The sequence below is a fragment of the Enterobacter sp. N5-15 genome (assembly GCF_057221635.1).
This window is the reverse complement of the sequence record NZ_CM170150.1, coordinates 116,219-132,861: the sequence shown is the minus strand read 5'-3', so window position 1 is coordinate 132,861 and position 16,643 is coordinate 116,219. Positions and strand designations below refer to the sequence as shown.

General features: G+C 52.7%; 18 protein-coding genes. 13 read left to right on the top strand and 5 right to left on the bottom strand.

The window, feature by feature from the left end:
• Positions 1 to 193: 193 nt before the first annotated feature.
• From rfaD to AC2TE5_RS00600, 6 genes are read left to right on the top strand one after another with little or no spacing between them, the layout of a single operon-like run.
• Positions 194 to 1,126 (top strand): ADP-glyceromanno-heptose 6-epimerase, encoded by a 933-nt coding sequence (rfaD, locus tag AC2TE5_RS00625; protein WP_219322142.1) that lies wholly within the window; start codon positions 194 to 196, stop codon positions 1,124 to 1,126.
• Between the two features lie 2 nt (positions 1,127 to 1,128).
• Positions 1,129 to 2,175: an ADP-heptose--LPS heptosyltransferase RfaF gene (rfaF, locus tag AC2TE5_RS00620; RefSeq protein WP_032661897.1), complete on the top strand. Its 1,047-nt coding sequence runs from the start codon at positions 1,129 to 1,131 to the stop codon at positions 2,173 to 2,175.
• A 3-nt stretch (positions 2,176 to 2,178) separates the two neighbouring features.
• Positions 2,179 to 3,162, top strand: coding sequence for a lipopolysaccharide heptosyltransferase RfaC (gene rfaC, locus AC2TE5_RS00615; protein WP_213330120.1), 984 nt, complete (start codon positions 2,179 to 2,181; stop codon positions 3,160 to 3,162).
• A gap of 3 nt (positions 3,163 to 3,165) precedes the next feature.
• Positions 3,166 to 4,254: a glycosyltransferase family 9 protein gene (locus AC2TE5_RS00610; RefSeq protein WP_213330118.1), complete on the top strand. Its 1,089-nt coding sequence runs from the start codon at positions 3,166 to 3,168 to the stop codon at positions 4,252 to 4,254.
• 49 nt (positions 4,255 to 4,303) lie between these two features.
• Positions 4,304 to 5,161, top strand: a complete 858-nt coding sequence (locus AC2TE5_RS00605) for a sugar glycosyltransferase (protein ID WP_249665973.1) — start codon at positions 4,304 to 4,306, stop codon at positions 5,159 to 5,161.
• Positions 5,148 to 6,311, top strand: a complete 1,164-nt coding sequence (locus AC2TE5_RS00600) for an O-antigen ligase family protein (protein WP_484612482.1) — start codon at positions 5,148 to 5,150, stop codon at positions 6,309 to 6,311. The genes AC2TE5_RS00605 and AC2TE5_RS00600 overlap by 14 nt, the downstream gene beginning before the upstream one ends.
• Positions 6,312 to 6,326: 15 nt before the next feature.
• On the opposite strand, the gene AC2TE5_RS00595 is transcribed toward AC2TE5_RS00600, so the two are convergent.
• On the bottom strand, positions 6,327 to 7,289 hold the full coding sequence (locus AC2TE5_RS00595) for a polysaccharide deacetylase family protein (protein WP_484612481.1): 963 nt from the start codon (positions 7,287 to 7,289) through the stop codon (positions 6,327 to 6,329).
• A gap of 150 nt (positions 7,290 to 7,439) precedes the next feature.
• On the opposite strand from AC2TE5_RS00595, the gene rfaQ reads away from it, so the two are divergent.
• The 7 genes from rfaQ (at position 7,440) to coaD (ending at position 14,332) form a co-directional block, all read left to right on the top strand.
• Positions 7,440 to 8,510: a putative lipopolysaccharide heptosyltransferase III gene (gene rfaQ, locus AC2TE5_RS00590; RefSeq protein WP_484612480.1), complete on the top strand. Its 1,071-nt coding sequence runs from the start codon at positions 7,440 to 7,442 to the stop codon at positions 8,508 to 8,510.
• On the top strand, positions 8,507 to 9,634 hold the full coding sequence (locus AC2TE5_RS00585; protein WP_484612479.1) for a glycosyltransferase family 4 protein: 1,128 nt from the start codon (positions 8,507 to 8,509) through the stop codon (positions 9,632 to 9,634). Before rfaQ ends, AC2TE5_RS00585 begins: the two co-directional genes overlap by 4 nt.
• Positions 9,635 to 9,636: 2 nt before the next feature.
• On the top strand, positions 9,637 to 10,737 hold the full coding sequence (locus tag AC2TE5_RS00580; protein WP_121426023.1) for a glycosyltransferase: 1,101 nt from the start codon (positions 9,637 to 9,639) through the stop codon (positions 10,735 to 10,737).
• Between the two features lie 11 nt (positions 10,738 to 10,748).
• Positions 10,749 to 11,738, top strand: a complete 990-nt coding sequence (locus AC2TE5_RS00575) for a glycosyltransferase (RefSeq protein ID WP_484612478.1) — start codon at positions 10,749 to 10,751, stop codon at positions 11,736 to 11,738.
• A 66-nt stretch (positions 11,739 to 11,804) separates the two neighbouring features.
• Positions 11,805 to 13,079, top strand: coding sequence for a lipid IV(A) 3-deoxy-D-manno-octulosonic acid transferase (gene waaA / locus AC2TE5_RS00570; protein WP_159515243.1), 1,275 nt, complete (start codon positions 11,805 to 11,807; stop codon positions 13,077 to 13,079).
• Positions 13,079 to 13,849: a glycosyltransferase family 2 protein gene (locus AC2TE5_RS00565; RefSeq protein WP_484612477.1), complete on the top strand. Its 771-nt coding sequence runs from the start codon at positions 13,079 to 13,081 to the stop codon at positions 13,847 to 13,849. Before waaA ends, AC2TE5_RS00565 begins: the two co-directional genes overlap by 1 nt.
• Before the next feature lie 3 nt (positions 13,850 to 13,852).
• On the top strand, positions 13,853 to 14,332 hold the full coding sequence (coaD, locus tag AC2TE5_RS00560) for a pantetheine-phosphate adenylyltransferase (protein ID WP_032661930.1): 480 nt from the start codon (positions 13,853 to 13,855) through the stop codon (positions 14,330 to 14,332).
• Positions 14,333 to 14,334: 2 nt separating this feature from the next.
• Here the strand turns inward: coaD and mutM are convergent, their stop codons facing one another.
• The 4 genes from mutM to radC all read right to left on the bottom strand — a co-directional run bounded on the left by mutM (position 14,335) and on the right by radC (position 16,530).
• Entirely contained in the window at positions 14,335 to 15,144 is an 810-nt protein-coding gene (gene mutM / locus AC2TE5_RS00555) for a bifunctional DNA-formamidopyrimidine glycosylase/DNA-(apurinic or apyrimidinic site) lyase (RefSeq protein ID WP_023309890.1), read from the bottom strand.
• Between the two features lie 72 nt (positions 15,145 to 15,216).
• Complete coding sequence (gene rpmG, locus AC2TE5_RS00550; RefSeq protein WP_003024094.1) at positions 15,217 to 15,384, bottom strand: 50S ribosomal protein L33; 168 nt, start codon at positions 15,382 to 15,384, stop codon at positions 15,217 to 15,219.
• Between the two features lie 22 nt (positions 15,385 to 15,406).
• Positions 15,407 to 15,643, bottom strand: a complete 237-nt coding sequence (rpmB, locus tag AC2TE5_RS00545) for a 50S ribosomal protein L28 (protein WP_002436699.1) — start codon at positions 15,641 to 15,643, stop codon at positions 15,407 to 15,409.
• 218 nt (positions 15,644 to 15,861) lie between these two features.
• Positions 15,862 to 16,530: a RadC family protein gene (gene radC, locus AC2TE5_RS00540; protein WP_213330103.1), complete on the bottom strand. Its 669-nt coding sequence runs from the start codon at positions 16,528 to 16,530 to the stop codon at positions 15,862 to 15,864.
• Positions 16,531 to 16,643: the final 113 nt, after the last annotated feature.

Sequence of the window (16,643 nt, the reverse complement as noted above, 5' to 3'; positions counted from 1 at the left end):
ATTTCGGGACATATTACCCAAACCTATAGTTCATGACGAGATGACACGTCATCTCTTGTCGTTTTTGCAGCATAAATCACGCGTACCCCTGCGCTGTGAAGGTGAATGGCTGAAGGGCAGCCATACTAATGATATGATAGAGACATTAGCGTCCGGGATTGTCCCCGGGCTTCACACTTCAAAGGTTACAGTTATGATCATCGTTACCGGCGGCGCGGGCTTTATCGGCAGCAATATTGTTAAGGCTCTCAATGACAAAGGCATCACCGACATCCTGGTGGTTGACAACCTGAAAGACGGCACCAAGTTCGTCAACCTGGTGGATCTGAACATCGCTGACTACATGGATAAAGAAGACTTCCTTATCCAGATTATGGCAGGCGAAGAGTTTGGCGAGATCGAAGCTATCTTCCACGAAGGTGCGTGTTCTTCCACCACCGAGTGGGACGGTAAGTACATGATGGACAACAACTATCAGTACTCAAAAGAGATCCTCCACTACTGCCTGGAGCGTGAAATTCCGTTCCTGTACGCCTCCTCCGCGGCAACCTACGGCGGCCGCACCTCGGACTTTATCGAGTCCCGCGAATATGAGCAGCCGCTGAACGTCTACGGCTATTCTAAATTCCTGTTCGACGAGTACGTGCGTCAGGTTCTGCCAGAAGCGAATTCGCAGATTGTCGGCTTCCGCTACTTCAACGTCTACGGACCGCGTGAAGGCCACAAAGGCAGCATGGCAAGCGTAGCGTTCCACCTGAACACCCAGCTGAATAACGGCGAAAGCCCGAAACTGTTCGAAGGCAGCGACGGCTTCAAGCGCGACTTCGTTTACGTGGGCGACGTTGCCGCAGTGAACCTGTGGTTCTGGGAAAACGGCGTATCCGGCATCTTCAACCTGGGTACGGGCCGTGCGGAATCCTTCCAGGCGGTGGCTGACGCAGCGCTGGCGTACCACAAGAAAGGCAGCCTTGAGTACATTCCGTTCCCTGACAAGCTGAAAGGCCGTTATCAGGCGTTCACGCAGGCCGATCTGACCAACCTGCGCGCCGCAGGCTACGACAAGCCGTTCAAGACCGTTGCCGAAGGCGTAACGGAATATATGGCCTGGCTGAACCGCGACGCGTAAGTATGAAGATTCTGGTGATCGGCCCGTCATGGGTGGGCGACATGATGATGTCGCAAAGTCTCTATCGCACGCTCAAGGCGCGTTATCCCCAGGCGATAATCGACGTGATGGCACCCGCGTGGTGCCGTCCGCTGCTATCGCGTATGCCGGAAGTGAATGAAGCCATCCCGATGCCGCTCGGCCACGGGGCGCTGGAAATCGGCGAACGCCGCAAGCTCGGTCATAGCCTGCGCGAGAAGCGCTACGATCGCGCGTATGTGCTGCCAAACTCCTTTAAATCCGCCCTGGTACCTTTCTTTGCGGGTATCCCGCACCGTACCGGCTGGCGCGGCGAAATGCGCTACGGCCTGCTGAACGACGCGCGGGTGCTGGATAAAGAGGCCTGGCCGCTGATGGTGGAGCGCTATGTGGCGCTGGCCTACGACAAAGGCGTGATGCGCAGTGCGAAAGACCTGCCGCAGCCGCTGCTCTGGCCACAGCTTCAGGTTAACGACGGTGAAAAATCCCAGACCTGTAACGCGTTTGGTCTTTCGTCTGAACGCCCGATGATTGGCTTCTGCCCTGGCGCCGAGTTCGGCCCGGCAAAACGCTGGCCGCACTACCACTATGCGGAGCTGGCGAAACAGCTGATTGACGAAGGCTACCAGATCGTCCTGTTCGGTTCGGCAAAAGACCACGAGGCTGGCAACGAAATTCTCGCGACGCTCAGTAATGAACAGCAGGCCTGGTGCCGCAACCTGGCAGGCGAAACGCAGCTTGAGCAGGCGGTTATTCTGATTGCCGCCTGCAAGGCCGTGGTCAGCAACGACTCTGGCCTGATGCACGTCGCTGCCGCGCTCAACCGCCCGCTGGTGGCGCTGTATGGCCCAAGTAGCCCGGACTTCACGCCCCCGCTTTCACATAAAGCGCGCGTCATCCGCCTGATCACCGGCTACCACAAAGTGCGTAAAGGCGATGCCGCAGAAGGCTACCATCAGAGCCTGATCGACATAACGCCAGAGCGCGTTCTCGAAGAGCTTAACGAACTGCTGTTGAGCGAAGAAGGATAACGAATGCGGGTACTGATCGTTAAAACTTCTTCGATGGGCGATGTTCTGCATACGCTGCCGTCGCTGACGGACGCCATGCGGGCCATTCCCGGCATTCGTTTTGACTGGGTGGTGGAGGAAGGCTTCGCGCAGATCCCCACCTGGCATGAAGCGGTGGACCGCGCGATCCCGGTGGCGATTCGCCGCTGGCGCAAAGCGTGGTTCTCCGCGCCGATTAAAGCCGAACGCAAAGCCTTCCGCGAGGCGGTGCAGGCACAGCGTTACGACGCGATTATCGACGCCCAGGGGCTGGTGAAAAGCGCCGCGCTGGTCACGCGTCTGGCACACGGCGTAAAGCACGGCATGGACTGGCACACCGCCCGCGAACCGCTGGCGAGCCTGTTCTATAACCGCCGCCACCACATCGCAAAGCAGCAGCACGCCGTCGAACGTACCCGCGAGCTGTTTGCAAAGAGCCTGGGCTATGCGAAACCGGAAACCCAGGGCGACTACGCCATCGCGCAGCACTTTTTGCGCAATACAGATCCCTGTGCTCAGCCTTATCTTGTCTTCCTGCATGCCACAACGCGCGACGATAAACACTGGCCGGAAACGCACTGGCGAAGCCTGATCGAACTGATGCAACCCACCGGCATCCATATTAAACTCCCGTGGGGCGCCGAACATGAGCGGCAGCGCGCAGAGCGTCTGGCAGCAGGCTTTTCGCACGTCGAGGTATTGCCGAAACTCACGCTGGCGCAGGTCGCAGCGCAGCTGGCGGGGGCGAATGCTGTTGTTTCCGTTGATACTGGCTTAAGCCATTTAACCGCGGCGCTGGATCGTCCGAATATTACGATTTTTGGTCCGACCGATCCTGGATTGATCGGGGGTTACGGTAAAAACCAGCATCAGATGGTCAGCCCGACCCAGCAAACGAAGGATATCAGCGCAGATGCTATTTTTTCATTTTTACAGGGCAGCCGTTGGCTTTCCAACAGGGATATCTAACGCATGAGTTACGTATTTCTGCTGATTTTACTCTTTCCGGTGAAACTCATCCGGAAGCTGTTCCGCAAAGAGACGGGTAAAAACCTGGTCATTCAGACAGCAAAAATCGGCGATTTTGTTAATGCCACGCCCCTCCTGGCATACCTGCAAAAAAGCGACGTGCTCGTCAGTCGTAGCGTGGGTGCATTGGCGAAGCATGATGAGACGATCGACGAGATTTTTTTTATCGAGCAGCATAAGCGTAACCTGTGGCGAAAGCTGGTCTTTGCCTGCCGGATCATGAACCGCTATGACAATGTCTATCTCCTGCAACCTAACAGCGTGAACCTCTTTTTTGCCTCCGTGTGTAATGCTAAAAACAAACAGTTTTTAAGCACTTACACGCGCAGGTGGTATCACGGTATTTTCTATGCAACGGCAGACGGGACTGTTGAACACGGTAGAAAGACGCTGTCGGTCACGAACTATCTGAAACTGGCCGATCGCGCTCTGAGCTGGCAAGACTCTCCCAAGCACGCCACAAAGCCACTGTTTAAACCCGCAACCTATCCGGCAATCCTTGATAAACCGGGCGTTATCCGCATTGGCATCAGCGTAGCCGCCGGGAATAAAGCGAAAACCGTTCCGCCGGTCATCTGGAAGCAAATTGCCGATCGTCTCGCCGACCTGCCCTGCGAATTTTATGTGTTTGGCGCCCCGAATGAACAATCGTGGATGGATGATATCACCCGCGCCTATGGTGAACTGCCCAACTTTATTAATCTGATTGGCAAAATCTCGCTTGAAGAGCTGCCGTGGGCCATTTCTAAAATGGATTGCTATATCGCGTCAGACTCGGGGAATATCTACATTGCCGATGCAGTGGGGGTGCCGGTAGTTATGTTATTTGGACCTTGCTGCCATTATGAACAACGCCCTCTTGGTAACGTTCTGTTGATTGGTAATGATGAAAACATTAACTCCTACGTTTTTGAAACACGTTATTACTTCAGCCAGCCGAAAGAAAAACTTTTTGCTATAGACGACGTTGATATGGATAACATAGTGAGTTTATTAACGACCATAAATAAAAAAGCATTACCAGAGGCGTAAAATGGGCTCTCTAACCAAACAAATCTACCGATACACGCATAAGCGAAATATGCGCCACAATGAAAATTTGTGGCCCTTTATTAAATTATCTCGCAATGAAACCGGGGAGATTTGTGATTTAAAATATAAAGGCCAGAACATCAACCTCACTACGCTTACCTCGCTTCAGGATCGGTTTGAGGGAGAGGTTCTTATAGCTGCGACCGGCCCTTCAATCAAAAAGATTAATTTTGATAACCTGTCATCCACGATAGTGACTGCAGGTGTGAACGGCGCATGGCATCTTAATAACAAGCTGCATTTTAGCCTCTATTTTGTGGTCGATATGACATTCATCGACCGTCAGACTGCCCTTTTAAAGCAGGTTATTGGCTGTAAACATGTCATTTTGTTTACGACCGTAATGGGAATCGTTAAGCTCATAAACCGTTTTTCATATGAAAATATCCAGTGCGAAATATGCATCATCGAAGATATTTGTTATGAGACCTATAAACCCTCTATCAAAATGGCTAATTTGCACCAGGCATTAGCGGGTAGGCCAGAGATCGTCTTTTCCGATACACACCCCAACATTGCCTTTAGCCGTGATGCGAGGCGCGGTGTGGTAGATGCTGGTACCGTAATGTATTGGGCACTACAGGTAATTTATTTTTTGAGATTCAATAAGATTTACATCGCTGGTCTGGATATGAATAATTTCAACCAACCGCGATTTTATGAAAACGGTAACACCATGTTGCCTTCATTCCTTGGAGACAAAGTACATAATATTGTGATCCCCGCGTTCACACTGGCAAGTACTGTTTTGAAAAAAGATAACATCACTGTTATTAATCTATCACCTCAAAGCGCTATACCTGACTTTGTTTTCCCCAGAAAGGATTTTACTGATGTTTTCAATTAATTACCAACGCATTCCGTTCTATCCTTTTACGCTTTTTGTATTTTTAAGCATGATTTTTTGCGGAATTTCTCGCGTAAACACCTTATTTCATCTTGCACTCGGGCTATTTATCATTGCCACAATTATCAGCAATGAATTCAGAGTACGTTTTATCAACGACCGTACCTTTCTTCCCGCTCTGGGCATTACCGGTGCCTTTTTAATATATTTTTCACTTTCGAATCTTTGGGCGGAGTCGTCTCAGGTAAGCTCTGCCTTAACACATTCATTTTATTTATTTATTTTCATATGTCTTTACCGTCAGTGTGAACTGCAGGGAAAGAAAAAATTCGTCATTGGCGCAGCTTATGCAGGTATTGTCGCACTCGCCATACTCACCCTGATTTATGTTGATAAAGCGAACATTTTCAATAACAGACTTTCGAGTGCCTTTCCTTATGCACCTGACAATGTAATTGATCTCGGTGGATACATGGCGTTAGGAATTCTATTAAGCGCGATACTGGTTCGTGAAACTCGTAACATCTGGTTTTATCTTCCCGTCCCGTTGCTGCTGGCCTGCTTAGTTTTGACTCAAAGCCGCGGGCCATTTCTTTCACTCGTGGTGGCCGCGACAGTGGCGTTTCTTTGTAAACCAAAGTGGAATGTTAAGCTGCTGCTGGGTTCGGTAGCTATATTGCTATTAATCGGTCTCGCTTTCTATTTTAGCGGCTCGATCGATATATTTATCAATCGAGCAGAAGAGTCTTCTCGTGCAGGTACCGTGCGTTTTGGCATCTGGCAACACGCTGTTGAAGTGGCAAAACAGAAAGCGATTTTCGGATGGGGCTTCAACAAGGAGCTTCAGTTCATTAACGGCTATGGCCAGACCATTTCCACAACGCACAGCCTCTATTTAGCTACCTTCCTTAAGGGGGGGATCGTGGGGCTTCTGCTACTCGCCGGTATGATTTTATACGCCGCCAGACAGTCTCTTCGCCACCTCGCGGCCGACCATAAGGCCGAGATCGCTGTCCTTGTCTTCGCGCTGATGTTCTATATCACCCAGGGTATGTTTATTATCAGTAACCCACGGGAATATTGGGTACTATTCTGGCTGCCTTTCGCCATTATTTTCAGCACCCCCGTTAAAACGCTGCTGAAAAAATAAATCTTACAGCGCCGATTACCCGGCGCTTTTTTTATGGGAATAAAACTCCGCCAGCGTCATCCCCACCGCCTTATCGGATAACCAGCTAAAGAGCGTTTCTAAATCCTGATACAGCCCTTCGATCGCCGCCTCATCTTTGAACGTGGGGCTTCCACCAGGCATAAATTCCGACGAATGAAGCATAAACTCCACGTACTCACTTCCCTGAGACAGGCATTGCTGTGCGACCTGAATCATCTGCGCCGCATTCCCCCGGGACGGTCTTAGCCAGTTGACCGAGGGTGAGCGGTATTTTCCGCGAAGCCTGTCGTAACCCTGTTTGATCGTGTTCAACCAGGCCGGGTGTTTATACTGAATGCTCATTGGCACTTCGAGTAATGGGCTATTGCCCGCCCGGGAAATATTATCTAAATCCATAAAATAGGCGTGGTCGGGGAAATGCTGGTAATTCGTTCCGCCATTACCCTGCGGCGCACCTTTCGCATTGCGCCAGTTCACCCGCGGCGTCACGGAGCAATCAACCTGGTAACCCAGTTCAACGAGCAATTTTGCGTAGCGACTGTCAAATGCCCAACGTCCGGCACGGTGGCTTAACATTTTGGTCTGGAATGTCTCTTCCAGCAGGCGGGTCATGAACAGCACTTTCTCGCGCATCACCTCATCCGAAAATTCAATCAAATAAGGCTGCCAGCGCCAGTCGTCTCCCGTGAGATCGTGTTCCGGTGGGCTATTCCATGCGTGAAGGTGCATTCCCACCTCCCCCTGACCGCGGGCGATCGCGTCCCTGGCGAATTCAATGAAAACGGGTTCGATCGCCATCTCGTAATTGGTCAGCCACACGGGCTTAAAACCGAAACGCTCACAAAGCGTCTGGAACCGCGCCAGATAGCGCGCGTTTTCCGTTTTAATGACGCGGTGATTTTGCCAGAGATTATCGCCCTCAGTATCAATCGTGATGATAAACGCTGGTTTGTTCATAATGAGTCCGCAAGACAGGAAAGTTAGCGCTATGTTACGCACTCTCCAAAGCATGAGTAAACCCTTCCAGGGAAATTCCTGAGATTATGGAGAAAGAGTGCAAGTCGCTATCAGGTCTATTAGAATTGCCATCAGTACAACGCCGATAAGATGATGATGAATAACTTACCTGACACGCCTGATTTGCGCATTTTACTTATCAAACTCCGCCATCATGGCGACATGTTGCTGACCACTCCCGTCATTGATTCGTTACGTCAAAAATGGCCGCAGGCGCAGATTGATGTCCTGCTGTATGAAGAAACGCGCGATATGCTCGCCGCGCATCCGGCGATCGGTACAATTTATGGAATCGATCGTAAATGGAAGCAGCTGGGCACGCTGAAGCATCTTCAAAAAGAGTGGCAGCTGCTGTGCGCGTTAAGAAATCAGCATTATCATCTGGTCATTAACCTTGCCGATCAATGGCGTAGCGCTATCGTCACCCGTTTTACCGGCGCACCCGTTCGCCTCGGATTCGCGTTTAACAAACGCAAAAGTGCATTATGGCGTTTTTGTCATACCGATCTGGTCTCTGTCGACGGCCACAAATCCCTGCATACGGTCGAGCAGAATCTCTCCATTTTGAAGCCATTACCGGTCGCGCCGCAGCCTGCCGTCACCATGGCCTACACCGCAGACGACTGGGATTATGCCCGTCAAAGATTGACGCAGGCGGGTGTGGGCGAGCGCTATATCGTGATCCAGCCGACGTCCCGCTGGTTCTTTAAATGCTGGAGCGAAGACAAAATGGCGCAAACCATTACTGCACTGCAGCAGGATGGTCATACGGTTGTACTCACCGCGGGCCCGGATAAAAAAGAGCTGGCGATGATCGATCGCATTCTCGCTGCCGCACCGAAGACCGGTGTCGTTTCGCTCGCGGGCCAGTTGACGCTGCGCCAACTGGCGTCGCTTATCGATCACGCCTCTCTGTTTATTGGTGTCGACTCCGTGCCGATGCATATGGCCGCCGCGCTGCAAACGCCCTGCGTGGCGCTGTTTGGTCCTTCTAAACTGACGTTCTGGTCTCCATGGCAGGTTAAAGGGGAAGTGATCTGGGCCGGCGATTACGGTCCGCTCCCCGATCCGGATGCCATTGATACCAAAACGAAAGAACGCTATCTCGACGCCATTCCCGTTGATGCTGTCGTCTCCGCCGCAAGGAGATATCTGTCATGAAACCCCATCGCCTGGCCATTGTTCGCCAAAAGTATCGCCCTGATGGCGGAGCAGAACGCTTCGTTTCGCGCGCCCTCACCGCGCTGAGCAATCAGAACCTTGAACTCAACGTCATCACGCGTGAGTGGCAGGGAGAGAAGCAAGACGACTGGCATATTCACATTTGCAACCCTCAAAAATGGGGTCGCATCAGTCGTGAGCGCGGATTTGCACAGGCCGCCCGCGCGCTATGGCAGCAACAGCAGTTTGATATTGTTCAAAGCCATGAGCGCATCCCGGGTTGTGATATCTATCGTGCGGGTGATGGAGTGCATCACCGCTGGCTACTGCAGCGCGCGCGCATTTTACCTGCCTGGCGTGCGCAAATGCTGATGTATGACCGCTATCACCGCTACGTGATGCGTGCGGAACGGGAAATGTATCAGGCGCCTGAGTTAAGAGCCGTAATTTGTAATGCGGAGATGATCAAACGCGAAATCGTTGAAGACTTTGATATTGACGCAAATAAAATTCATGTGATTTATAATTCTATTGATTCCAGCCGCTTCATTCCGGCCCAGGAGTCACAGCGTGCGATTTTGCGCCAACAATTTGGTTTGCCAGCCGATGCCGTTGTGTTCTGTTTTGTCGGCTCAGGGTTTGAACGAAAAGGATTGGCCAGCGCCATACGCGCTATCGCGGGAACATCAGCGTGGCTGATTGTGGTTGGACAAGATAAAGCAGAAAGTCGTTATCGCGACCTCGCCCGTTCGTTAGGCTGCGAGGGGCAAATCCGTTTCCTGGGGGTGCAAAAAGAAACTCTGCCTTTTTATCAGCTATCCGATGGTTTACTGTTGCCAACGCTGTATGATCCCTTTCCTAACGTCATTCTTGAAGCGATGGCCTGCGGCTTACCCGTCATTACTTCAGAGAGTTGCGGTGGTGCAGAATTTATTCAACAAGGCCAGAACGGATTTTTTTGTGACGCACTTGATATCAGTACATTGAAGGAAGCGGTAGCAGCCATCCCTTCTCTGGAAAAAAATAACAACATGGGACGAGCGGCACGTGAACGTGTAAAAGACGCCACTCCCGAAAAACTGTCAAGTCAGCTTATTACGCTTTATCAAAAATTACTGGATTAAAAATGCGCATCCTAATGATTATTGATGGTTTACCCGGTGGAGGAGCTGAAAAAACGGTTCTTACACTCTCCCGCGGGCTAATAGAAATGGGGCATCAGGTCTCTCTATTCTCTCTGCGGAAAGTGTGCGACTACGCCATCCCGGAAGGCATTGATTATCAGGTTGTTCAGGACACATGTAAAAAACCGTGGCGAAAGCTGACGGAGATCCCACGCCGTGCCCAATTGCTGGATCAGGCGATTGAACGGGCTGAGCGCAGCGGCAAATTTGATGTGGTTTTCTCTCATTTGCACAAAACCGACCGCATTGTGGCGCACTGCCGCGCGCTGGAACGTGACAAAGTCTGGTTCTGCGTGCACGGCATGTTCTCGTTCTCCTATCTTCGCCATCGCAGCGGACTTTCACGCTGGTTTAAACACCTTAAAATTCGTCATACCTACGAAAACCGAAACGTTGTCGCCGTCTCAGGCGCCGTGTTGAAAGATCTTTCCGAGACGCTGGCACTCAATCTTCGACGCAAAGCGGTTATCCACAATCCTTTCGATATTCCTGAAATTCAGCGTCTGGCGGATGCTCCCTTCGAGATGCAGGGAAAGGATTATATTATTCATGTTGGCCGCTTCCATGAGCACAAACGCCACGACCGTCTCTTACGTGCGTTCGCCCTGAGTAAAATTGACACAACGCTGGTCATGATGGGCAATGGATCCGAAGCGCAAATTCAAAAGCTCAAGCAGCTTGCTGCCGAGCTGGGTATTGAAAACAAAACGGTTTTCCGCCCGTTTGATTCCAATCCCTATCCGTGGATTAAAGGGGCACGCCTTTTAGTGTTAAGTTCTGACTGCGAAGGTTTTGGTAATGTGCTGGTTGAAGCCATTATCTGCCAGACGCCACCGGTCAGTACAAATTGCCCCGGTGGCCCCGCCGAAATCCTTACCGGAGCCTTAGCGCGCGGGCTGGCAGAGTTAAATGACGCGTCACTGGCAAAAACGCTGGCGGATATTTATACCGCCCCGCCGGTCGTTGGCGATGCAACCATCGCATCGTTCGGTATCAGCGCCATTTGCCAGCAATATATTGCTCTGGTCGACAATCAAAAATAATCAGGTTTCTTATGCAAAATTCAGCCCCATTGTTGAGCGTGGTGGTTGCCGTTTATAACGGTGAAGCTTTCCTGGATCAGTTCTTTACCTGCCTTGTGAATCAACGCATCGACAGCATGGAAGTCATTATTGTCAATGACGGCTCTACTGACCGCTCGATGGAGATCGTCGAAAACTGGCGAGAAAAACTGCCGCAGCTGCAGGTCATAGAACAGCAAAACCAGGGCGTATCCATCGCGCGTAACACCGGTCTGGCCGTTGCGACGGGTCAATATCTCTCTTTCCCGGATATTGATGATGTCTTTAAACCCGGCATGTACCAGCGCCTGCTGGAGATGGCCGTCACGCAGGATCTGGATGTCGCCACCTGTAACGGGAACTACGTCTGGGAGAACAACAAGAAGCCCTCACGCCCGATCTTCCCAGAAGACAAACTGGCTTCGACAGGGGTCATGGCTGGCCCGGCGTGGTTAAAAATGGCGCTGGATTCGCGTAAGTTCCTTCACGTCACCTGGTTGAACATCTATCGCCACGACTTTATCCGTAAACACAATTTCCATTTCGAACCCGGTCTGCGCCATCAGGATATCCCGTGGACCACCGAAGTCCTGCTCGCGGCAGAGCGGGTGCAGTACACCAGTGAGCGTTATTACGACTACTACATTCACTCCGCATCGGTGTCCCATATGCCGGACAATGACGACACGCTGATTCGCTCGGCGCGCCACTACATGAAAATCCTGCAGCTGCTCGATGCCATCAATCAGCGTTACCCGGATAAAGTGAAAGGGATCCCTGCCTGCCACTGGCAAATTGCCAAAGAGGGGCTGGGAATTATTCACACCTTCGACAACATGAAGGATGAGAAGAAGAAATCAATGATTATTAAAGAGTTCTTCGACACAGGCATCTGGAAACTCATCTGGAAAAGTGCAAAAAGTCCGCGTCTGCGCTGGCGGCTGGGTCGACGTTATTTCCGTTTGAAACGGTATCTGGCATAAGAGATAGCTTTACCTGGCCTAAATGCTTAGAATTTGCCCGCCGAAACTAAAAAAACGGATAATCGCTTGGAATTGTTGTATACCGCTCTGCTCTACATCATTCAGCCACTGGTGTGGCTGAGACTGTTGCTTCGTAGCCGGAAAGCGCCTGCGTATCGTAAACGCTGGGCTGAACGCTATGGCTTCTGCCGCAATAAAGTCGTACCGGACGGTATTTTGCTGCATTCCGTTTCTGTCGGTGAAACGCTGGCGGCGATCCCGCTGGTTCGCGCCCTGCGTCACCGTTACCCATCGCTGCCGATCACCGTCACGACGATGACGCCGACCGGCTCCGAGCGCGCGTTATCCGCTTTCGGTAAAGACGTGCAGCACGTCTATCTTCCTTACGATCTGCCCTGCGCCATGAATCGCTTCCTCAACACCGTGCGCCCGAAGCTGGTGATCGTGATGGAAACCGAACTGTGGCCGAACATGATTTCCGCCCTGCATGCCCGTAAAATTCCGCTGGTGATTGCCAACGCGCGCCTGTCAGAGCGCTCGGCGAAAGGTTACGGCAAGCTGGGTAAATTTATGCGCCGCCTGCTCAGCAGGATCACGCTGATTGCCGCGCAGAACGAAGAGGACGCGGCGCGCTTTATCGCGCTGGGCCTGAAACGCAACCAGCTTGCGGTAACGGGCAGCCTGAAATTTGATATTTCCGTTACCCCTGAGCTCGCCGCCCGTGCGATCACACTGCGTCGGCAGTGGGCCCCACGTCGTCAGGTCTGGATTGCAACCAGTACTCATGATGGCGAAGAAGAGATCATCCTGCAGGCTCACCGCAAGCTGCTGGAAAAATTCCCTGATTTACTGCTGATCCTCGTGCCTCGTCATCCGGAGCGTTTTAAAGATGCCCGCGACATGGTGCAAAAAGGTGGCTTCAGCTATACCCTTCGCAGCAGCGGTGAAATCCCTTCCGGCAGCACCCAGGTGGTGATTGGCGATACGATGGGCGAACTGATGCTGCTGTACGGCATTGCTGACCTCGCGTTTGTCGGTGGCAGCCTGGTCGAGCGCGGCGGTCATAACCCGCTGGAGCCTGCAGCCCACGCCATTCCGGTGCTGATGGGGCCGCACACGTTTAACTTCAAAGATATCTGCGCGAAATTACAGCAGGCCGATGGTTTAATTACCGTGACCGATGCGGATTCGGTGGTCAAAGAGGTATCGACCCTTCTGACTGACGAAGATTATCGCCTGTGGTACGGGCGTCATGCCGTCGAAGTGCTGCACCAGAACCAGGGCGCACTGACCCGTCTGCTGCAGCTTCTGCAACCTTATCTGCCCCAGCGGAGCCACTAATGTCAACGCGTCTGTCGGTCGTGATGATCGCCAAAAACGCCGCCGACCTGCTTCCGGATTGCCTGGCGTCGGTTGCCTGGGCTGACGAGATAGTCATTCTTGACTCCGGAAGTACGGACAACACGGTGGACGTTGCCCGGGCAGCGGGCGCAAAAGTCTTTGTCGACGCTGACTGGCAGGGCTATGGCATCCAGCGCCAGCGCGCGCAGGGGTATGCCACAGGTGATTATGTCCTGATGCTCGATACTGACGAGCGCATTACGCCAGAACTTCAGCAGGCCATTCAGGCGGTGCTTTCCTCGCCCCAGCCTGGTGCCGTATACAGCATTGCCCGCCGCAACTACTTCCTTGGCCGTTTTATGCGCCACAGCGGCTGGTATCCCGATCGCGTGATGCGCCTCTACGAGCGCGAGCAGTATCAGTACAACGACAATCTGGTCCATGAATCCCTGAGCTGCGATAGCGCCCAGGTGATCCCCCTGACGGGCGACCTGTTGCACCTGACCTGTCGGGATTTCGCCAGCTTCCAGCGTAAACAGCTCAACTATGCCACCGCATGGGCGCAGGAGCGTCACCAGCGCGGCAAGAAAGCCTCGCTGACGGGTATCTTCACCCACACGCTGGGCGCGTTCCTGAAAACGCTGCTGCTGCGTGGTGGCGTACTGGACGGCAAACAGGGCTGGTTACTCGCGGTAGTAAATGCCCAGTATACTTTCAACAAATACACCGAGCTGTGGGCGCTCTGCCGCGGCTACTCAGAGAAAACGTGAGCCATGAGCACAAAAGCGATTTATCCGGGTACCTTCGATCCGATCACCAACGGTCATCTTGATATCATCACCCGTGCGGCGTGCATGTTCGACAAGGTGATCCTGGCCATAGCCGCCAGCCCCAGTAAAAAGCCGATGTTTGACCTCAACGAGCGCGTAAAGCTCGCCACCGATGCCATTTCGCACCTGCCGAACGTTGAGGTGGTCGGGTTTAGCGACCTGATGGCTAACTTCGCCCGCGCTCAGCAGGCAAACATTCTGATCCGTGGTTTACGCGCGGTGGCAGACTTCGAGTATGAGATGCAGCTGGCGCACATGAACCGCCACCTGATGCCGGAGCTGGAGAGCGTGTTCCTGATGCCCTCCAAAGAGTGGTCGTTTATCTCTTCTACGCTGGTAAAAGAGGTGGCGCGTCATCACGGCGACGTCACCCATTTCCTGCCGACGAACGTCCACCAGGCATTGATGGAAAAGCTAAAGTAACCCTATTTCTGGCACTGACGGCAGTAGAACGTGGCGCGCTGGGCGTGCTTCGTGGCAATAACGGGCGTGCCGCAGACTCTGCACGGTTCGCCTTTACGGCCATACACCTGAAGCTCCTGGGCAAAATAGCCCGGCTTGCCGTCACTCTGCAGGAAGTCCTTCAACGTTGTCCCGCCCTGCTCAATAGAGCGCAGCAGTACCGCCTTAATGACCCGGACCAGCAGCTCACACTCCTGCGCAGACAGCGAAGAGGCCAGCCGATCGGGATGGATCCCGGCCGCGAACAGCGATTCGCTGGCATAGATATTCCCCACGCCGACCACCAGCTTGTTATCCATCAGCCAGGGCTTAATCGGGCTTTTCTTCTTCGCACACTTCGCCTTGAGGTATTCCGCATTAAACGCGTCTGAAAGCGGTTCCGGGCCCAGATGTGCCAGCACGTTATGTCCTTCCAGCTCCTTCGTCCACAGCCACGCGCCAAAGCGCCGTGGGTCGGTGTAACGGAGCACTTTGCCGTTGCTCATCACCAGATCGACGTGGTCGTGCTTTTCAGCAGGCAGTTCTTCGGTAAGAATGCGCAGGCTCCCGGACATCCCCAGGTGGATAATAATCCAGCCGTCGGGCAGCTCCAGCAGCAGGTATTTCGCGCGACGCTGTACGCTAAGGACGGGTTTATCGCTCAGGGCATGGATCTCATCGGACACCGGCCAGCGCAGACGTCCATTGCGGACCACCGCGTGAAGAATCGTCGCGCCGACCAGATGGGGCTCAATGCCGCGACGGCTGGTTTCTACCTCAGGTAATTCAGGCATGGTTCCTCCGTTGAGATGCAGAATGCAAAAAACCCCGCAGTTGCGGGGTTTTTCGATACAAGGAGACTAAAATTATTTGATTTTAGCTTCTTTGTACAGTACGTGCTGGCGTACAACTGGATCGAATTTTTTCAGTTCCAGTTTTTCCGGCTTAGTACGTTTGTTCTTCGTGGTGGTGTAGAAGTGACCTGTACCAGCAGAAGAAACCAGCTTGATTTTCTCGCGAATACCTTTAGCCATGATTTATTTCCTCTTTAAGTACTTAGTACTTTTCGCCACGGGCACGCAGTTCGGACAGAACTGTATCGATGCCTTTCTTATCGATTACACGCATACCTTTAGCAGATACGCGCAGGGTGACAAAACGCTTCTCGCTCTCAACCCAGAAACGGTGAGAGTGCAGGTTCGGCAGGAAACGGCGTTTAGTCGCGTTCAGTGCGTGGGAACGGTTGTTACCGGTCACCGGACGCTTGCCAGTAACTTGGCAGACTCGGGACATGTCTATTCTCCAAAAATCAAATTAGCTCGAGCTTCGTATGGGGTATCGGCGCCTCGTCAGGCTTTACAGCCCGGTCATCGCATAGTTCTAAGTGAACTCTCGATTGCCAGGCCCAAATGCCAAACCCGAGATTCTCAAAGGTGGCGTAGTATACGCTGACTCGGCGGTGTGCTCAAGTCCCGAACAGACAAAGATCCCGATGGATCGCGAGAAATAGCCTAAATCCAGCCATGTTCTGCGAAAGAAATGTACTCACCGCGGCCAATTATCAGATGGTCCAGCACACGAATGTCCATGAATTGACAGCATTTGATAATGCGTTCGGTGATTTCTTTGTCCGCTCTGCTCGGTTCTGCACAGCCAGAGGGGTGATTATGCGCGAGGATCACGCCCGCTGCATTCACTTTTATCGCTTCCCGCACAATTTCTCGCGGATGCACCTCAACGTGGCTCAACGTGCCCGCAAAGAGACAGCTATGTTTCAGCACCCGATTTCTGTTATCGACAAAGATCACCATAAAGATCTCGCGTTCAATATCGGTTAACTGGCTTTGCAGGAATTCGCGCGTCATCGCGGGCGTCAGGATCGGCTCTTCCTTCTCCATGCGGACATTGTAAAAACGGCGGGCAAGTTCAGCAATGCCCCTCAACTGGGCATATTTCGCCACGCCGATCCCCTCAACGTGCTTAAACTGCGACAGATCGGCGGTCAGTAAACCGTACAGCGAACCGAAATGTGCTATCAGCTCTTTTGCCAGCGTAAATACCGTCTTTCCTGGCGTGCCGGTACGTAAAAAGAGCGCCAGCAGTTCATCGTCTTTTAACAGGGTGACGCCATAGCGCAGCAGTTTTTCGCGTGGCAGCAGCAGCTCATCCTCTTCTTCCATGCTCTTTCTCCCTTTTTTAACCTTATGCTGCCACAGGCCAACTCGTCGCTCGACGGCCACATTGCGTTCTTGCGTAGCGCCTCGCAAAGTGGTCGAAGGACAAAATCACCCCG

Bases quoted from the DNA above. Each gene is read 5' to 3' on its own strand.
- rfaD (WP_219322142.1), top strand. From the start codon at position 194: ATGATCATCGTTACCGGCGGCGCGGGCTTTATCGGCAGCAATATTGTT.
- AC2TE5_RS00575 (WP_484612478.1), top strand. From the start codon at position 10,749: ATGCAAAATTCAGCCCCATTGTTGAGCGTGGTGGTTGCCGTTTATAAC.
- coaD (WP_032661930.1), top strand. From the start codon at position 13,853: ATGAGCACAAAAGCGATTTATCCGGGTACCTTCGATCCGATCACCAAC.
- AC2TE5_RS00580 (WP_121426023.1), top strand. From the start codon at position 9,637: ATGCGCATCCTAATGATTATTGATGGTTTACCCGGTGGAGGAGCTGAA.
- rfaC (WP_213330120.1), top strand. From the start codon at position 2,179: ATGCGGGTACTGATCGTTAAAACTTCTTCGATGGGCGATGTTCTGCAT.
- rpmB (WP_002436699.1), bottom strand. From the start codon at position 15,643: ATGTCCCGAGTCTGCCAAGTTACTGGCAAGCGTCCGGTGACCGGTAAC.
- AC2TE5_RS00605 (WP_249665973.1), top strand. From the start codon at position 4,304: ATGCGCCACAATGAAAATTTGTGGCCCTTTATTAAATTATCTCGCAAT.
- rfaF (WP_032661897.1), top strand. From the start codon at position 1,129: ATGAAGATTCTGGTGATCGGCCCGTCATGGGTGGGCGACATGATGATG.
- radC (WP_213330103.1), bottom strand. From the start codon at position 16,530: ATGGAAGAAGAGGATGAGCTGCTGCTGCCACGCGAAAAACTGCTGCGC.
- AC2TE5_RS00600 (WP_484612482.1), top strand. From the start codon at position 5,148: ATGTTTTCAATTAATTACCAACGCATTCCGTTCTATCCTTTTACGCTT.
- rpmG (WP_003024094.1), bottom strand. From the start codon at position 15,384: ATGGCTAAAGGTATTCGCGAGAAAATCAAGCTGGTTTCTTCTGCTGGT.
- AC2TE5_RS00565 (WP_484612477.1), top strand. From the start codon at position 13,079: ATGTCAACGCGTCTGTCGGTCGTGATGATCGCCAAAAACGCCGCCGAC.
- AC2TE5_RS00585 (WP_484612479.1), top strand. From the start codon at position 8,507: ATGAAACCCCATCGCCTGGCCATTGTTCGCCAAAAGTATCGCCCTGAT.
- mutM (WP_023309890.1), bottom strand. From the start codon at position 15,144: ATGCCTGAATTACCTGAGGTAGAAACCAGCCGTCGCGGCATTGAGCCC.
- AC2TE5_RS00610 (WP_213330118.1), top strand. From the start codon at position 3,166: ATGAGTTACGTATTTCTGCTGATTTTACTCTTTCCGGTGAAACTCATC.
- AC2TE5_RS00595 (WP_484612481.1), bottom strand. From the start codon at position 7,289: ATGAACAAACCAGCGTTTATCATCACGATTGATACTGAGGGCGATAAT.
- rfaQ (WP_484612480.1), top strand. From the start codon at position 7,440: ATGATGATGAATAACTTACCTGACACGCCTGATTTGCGCATTTTACTT.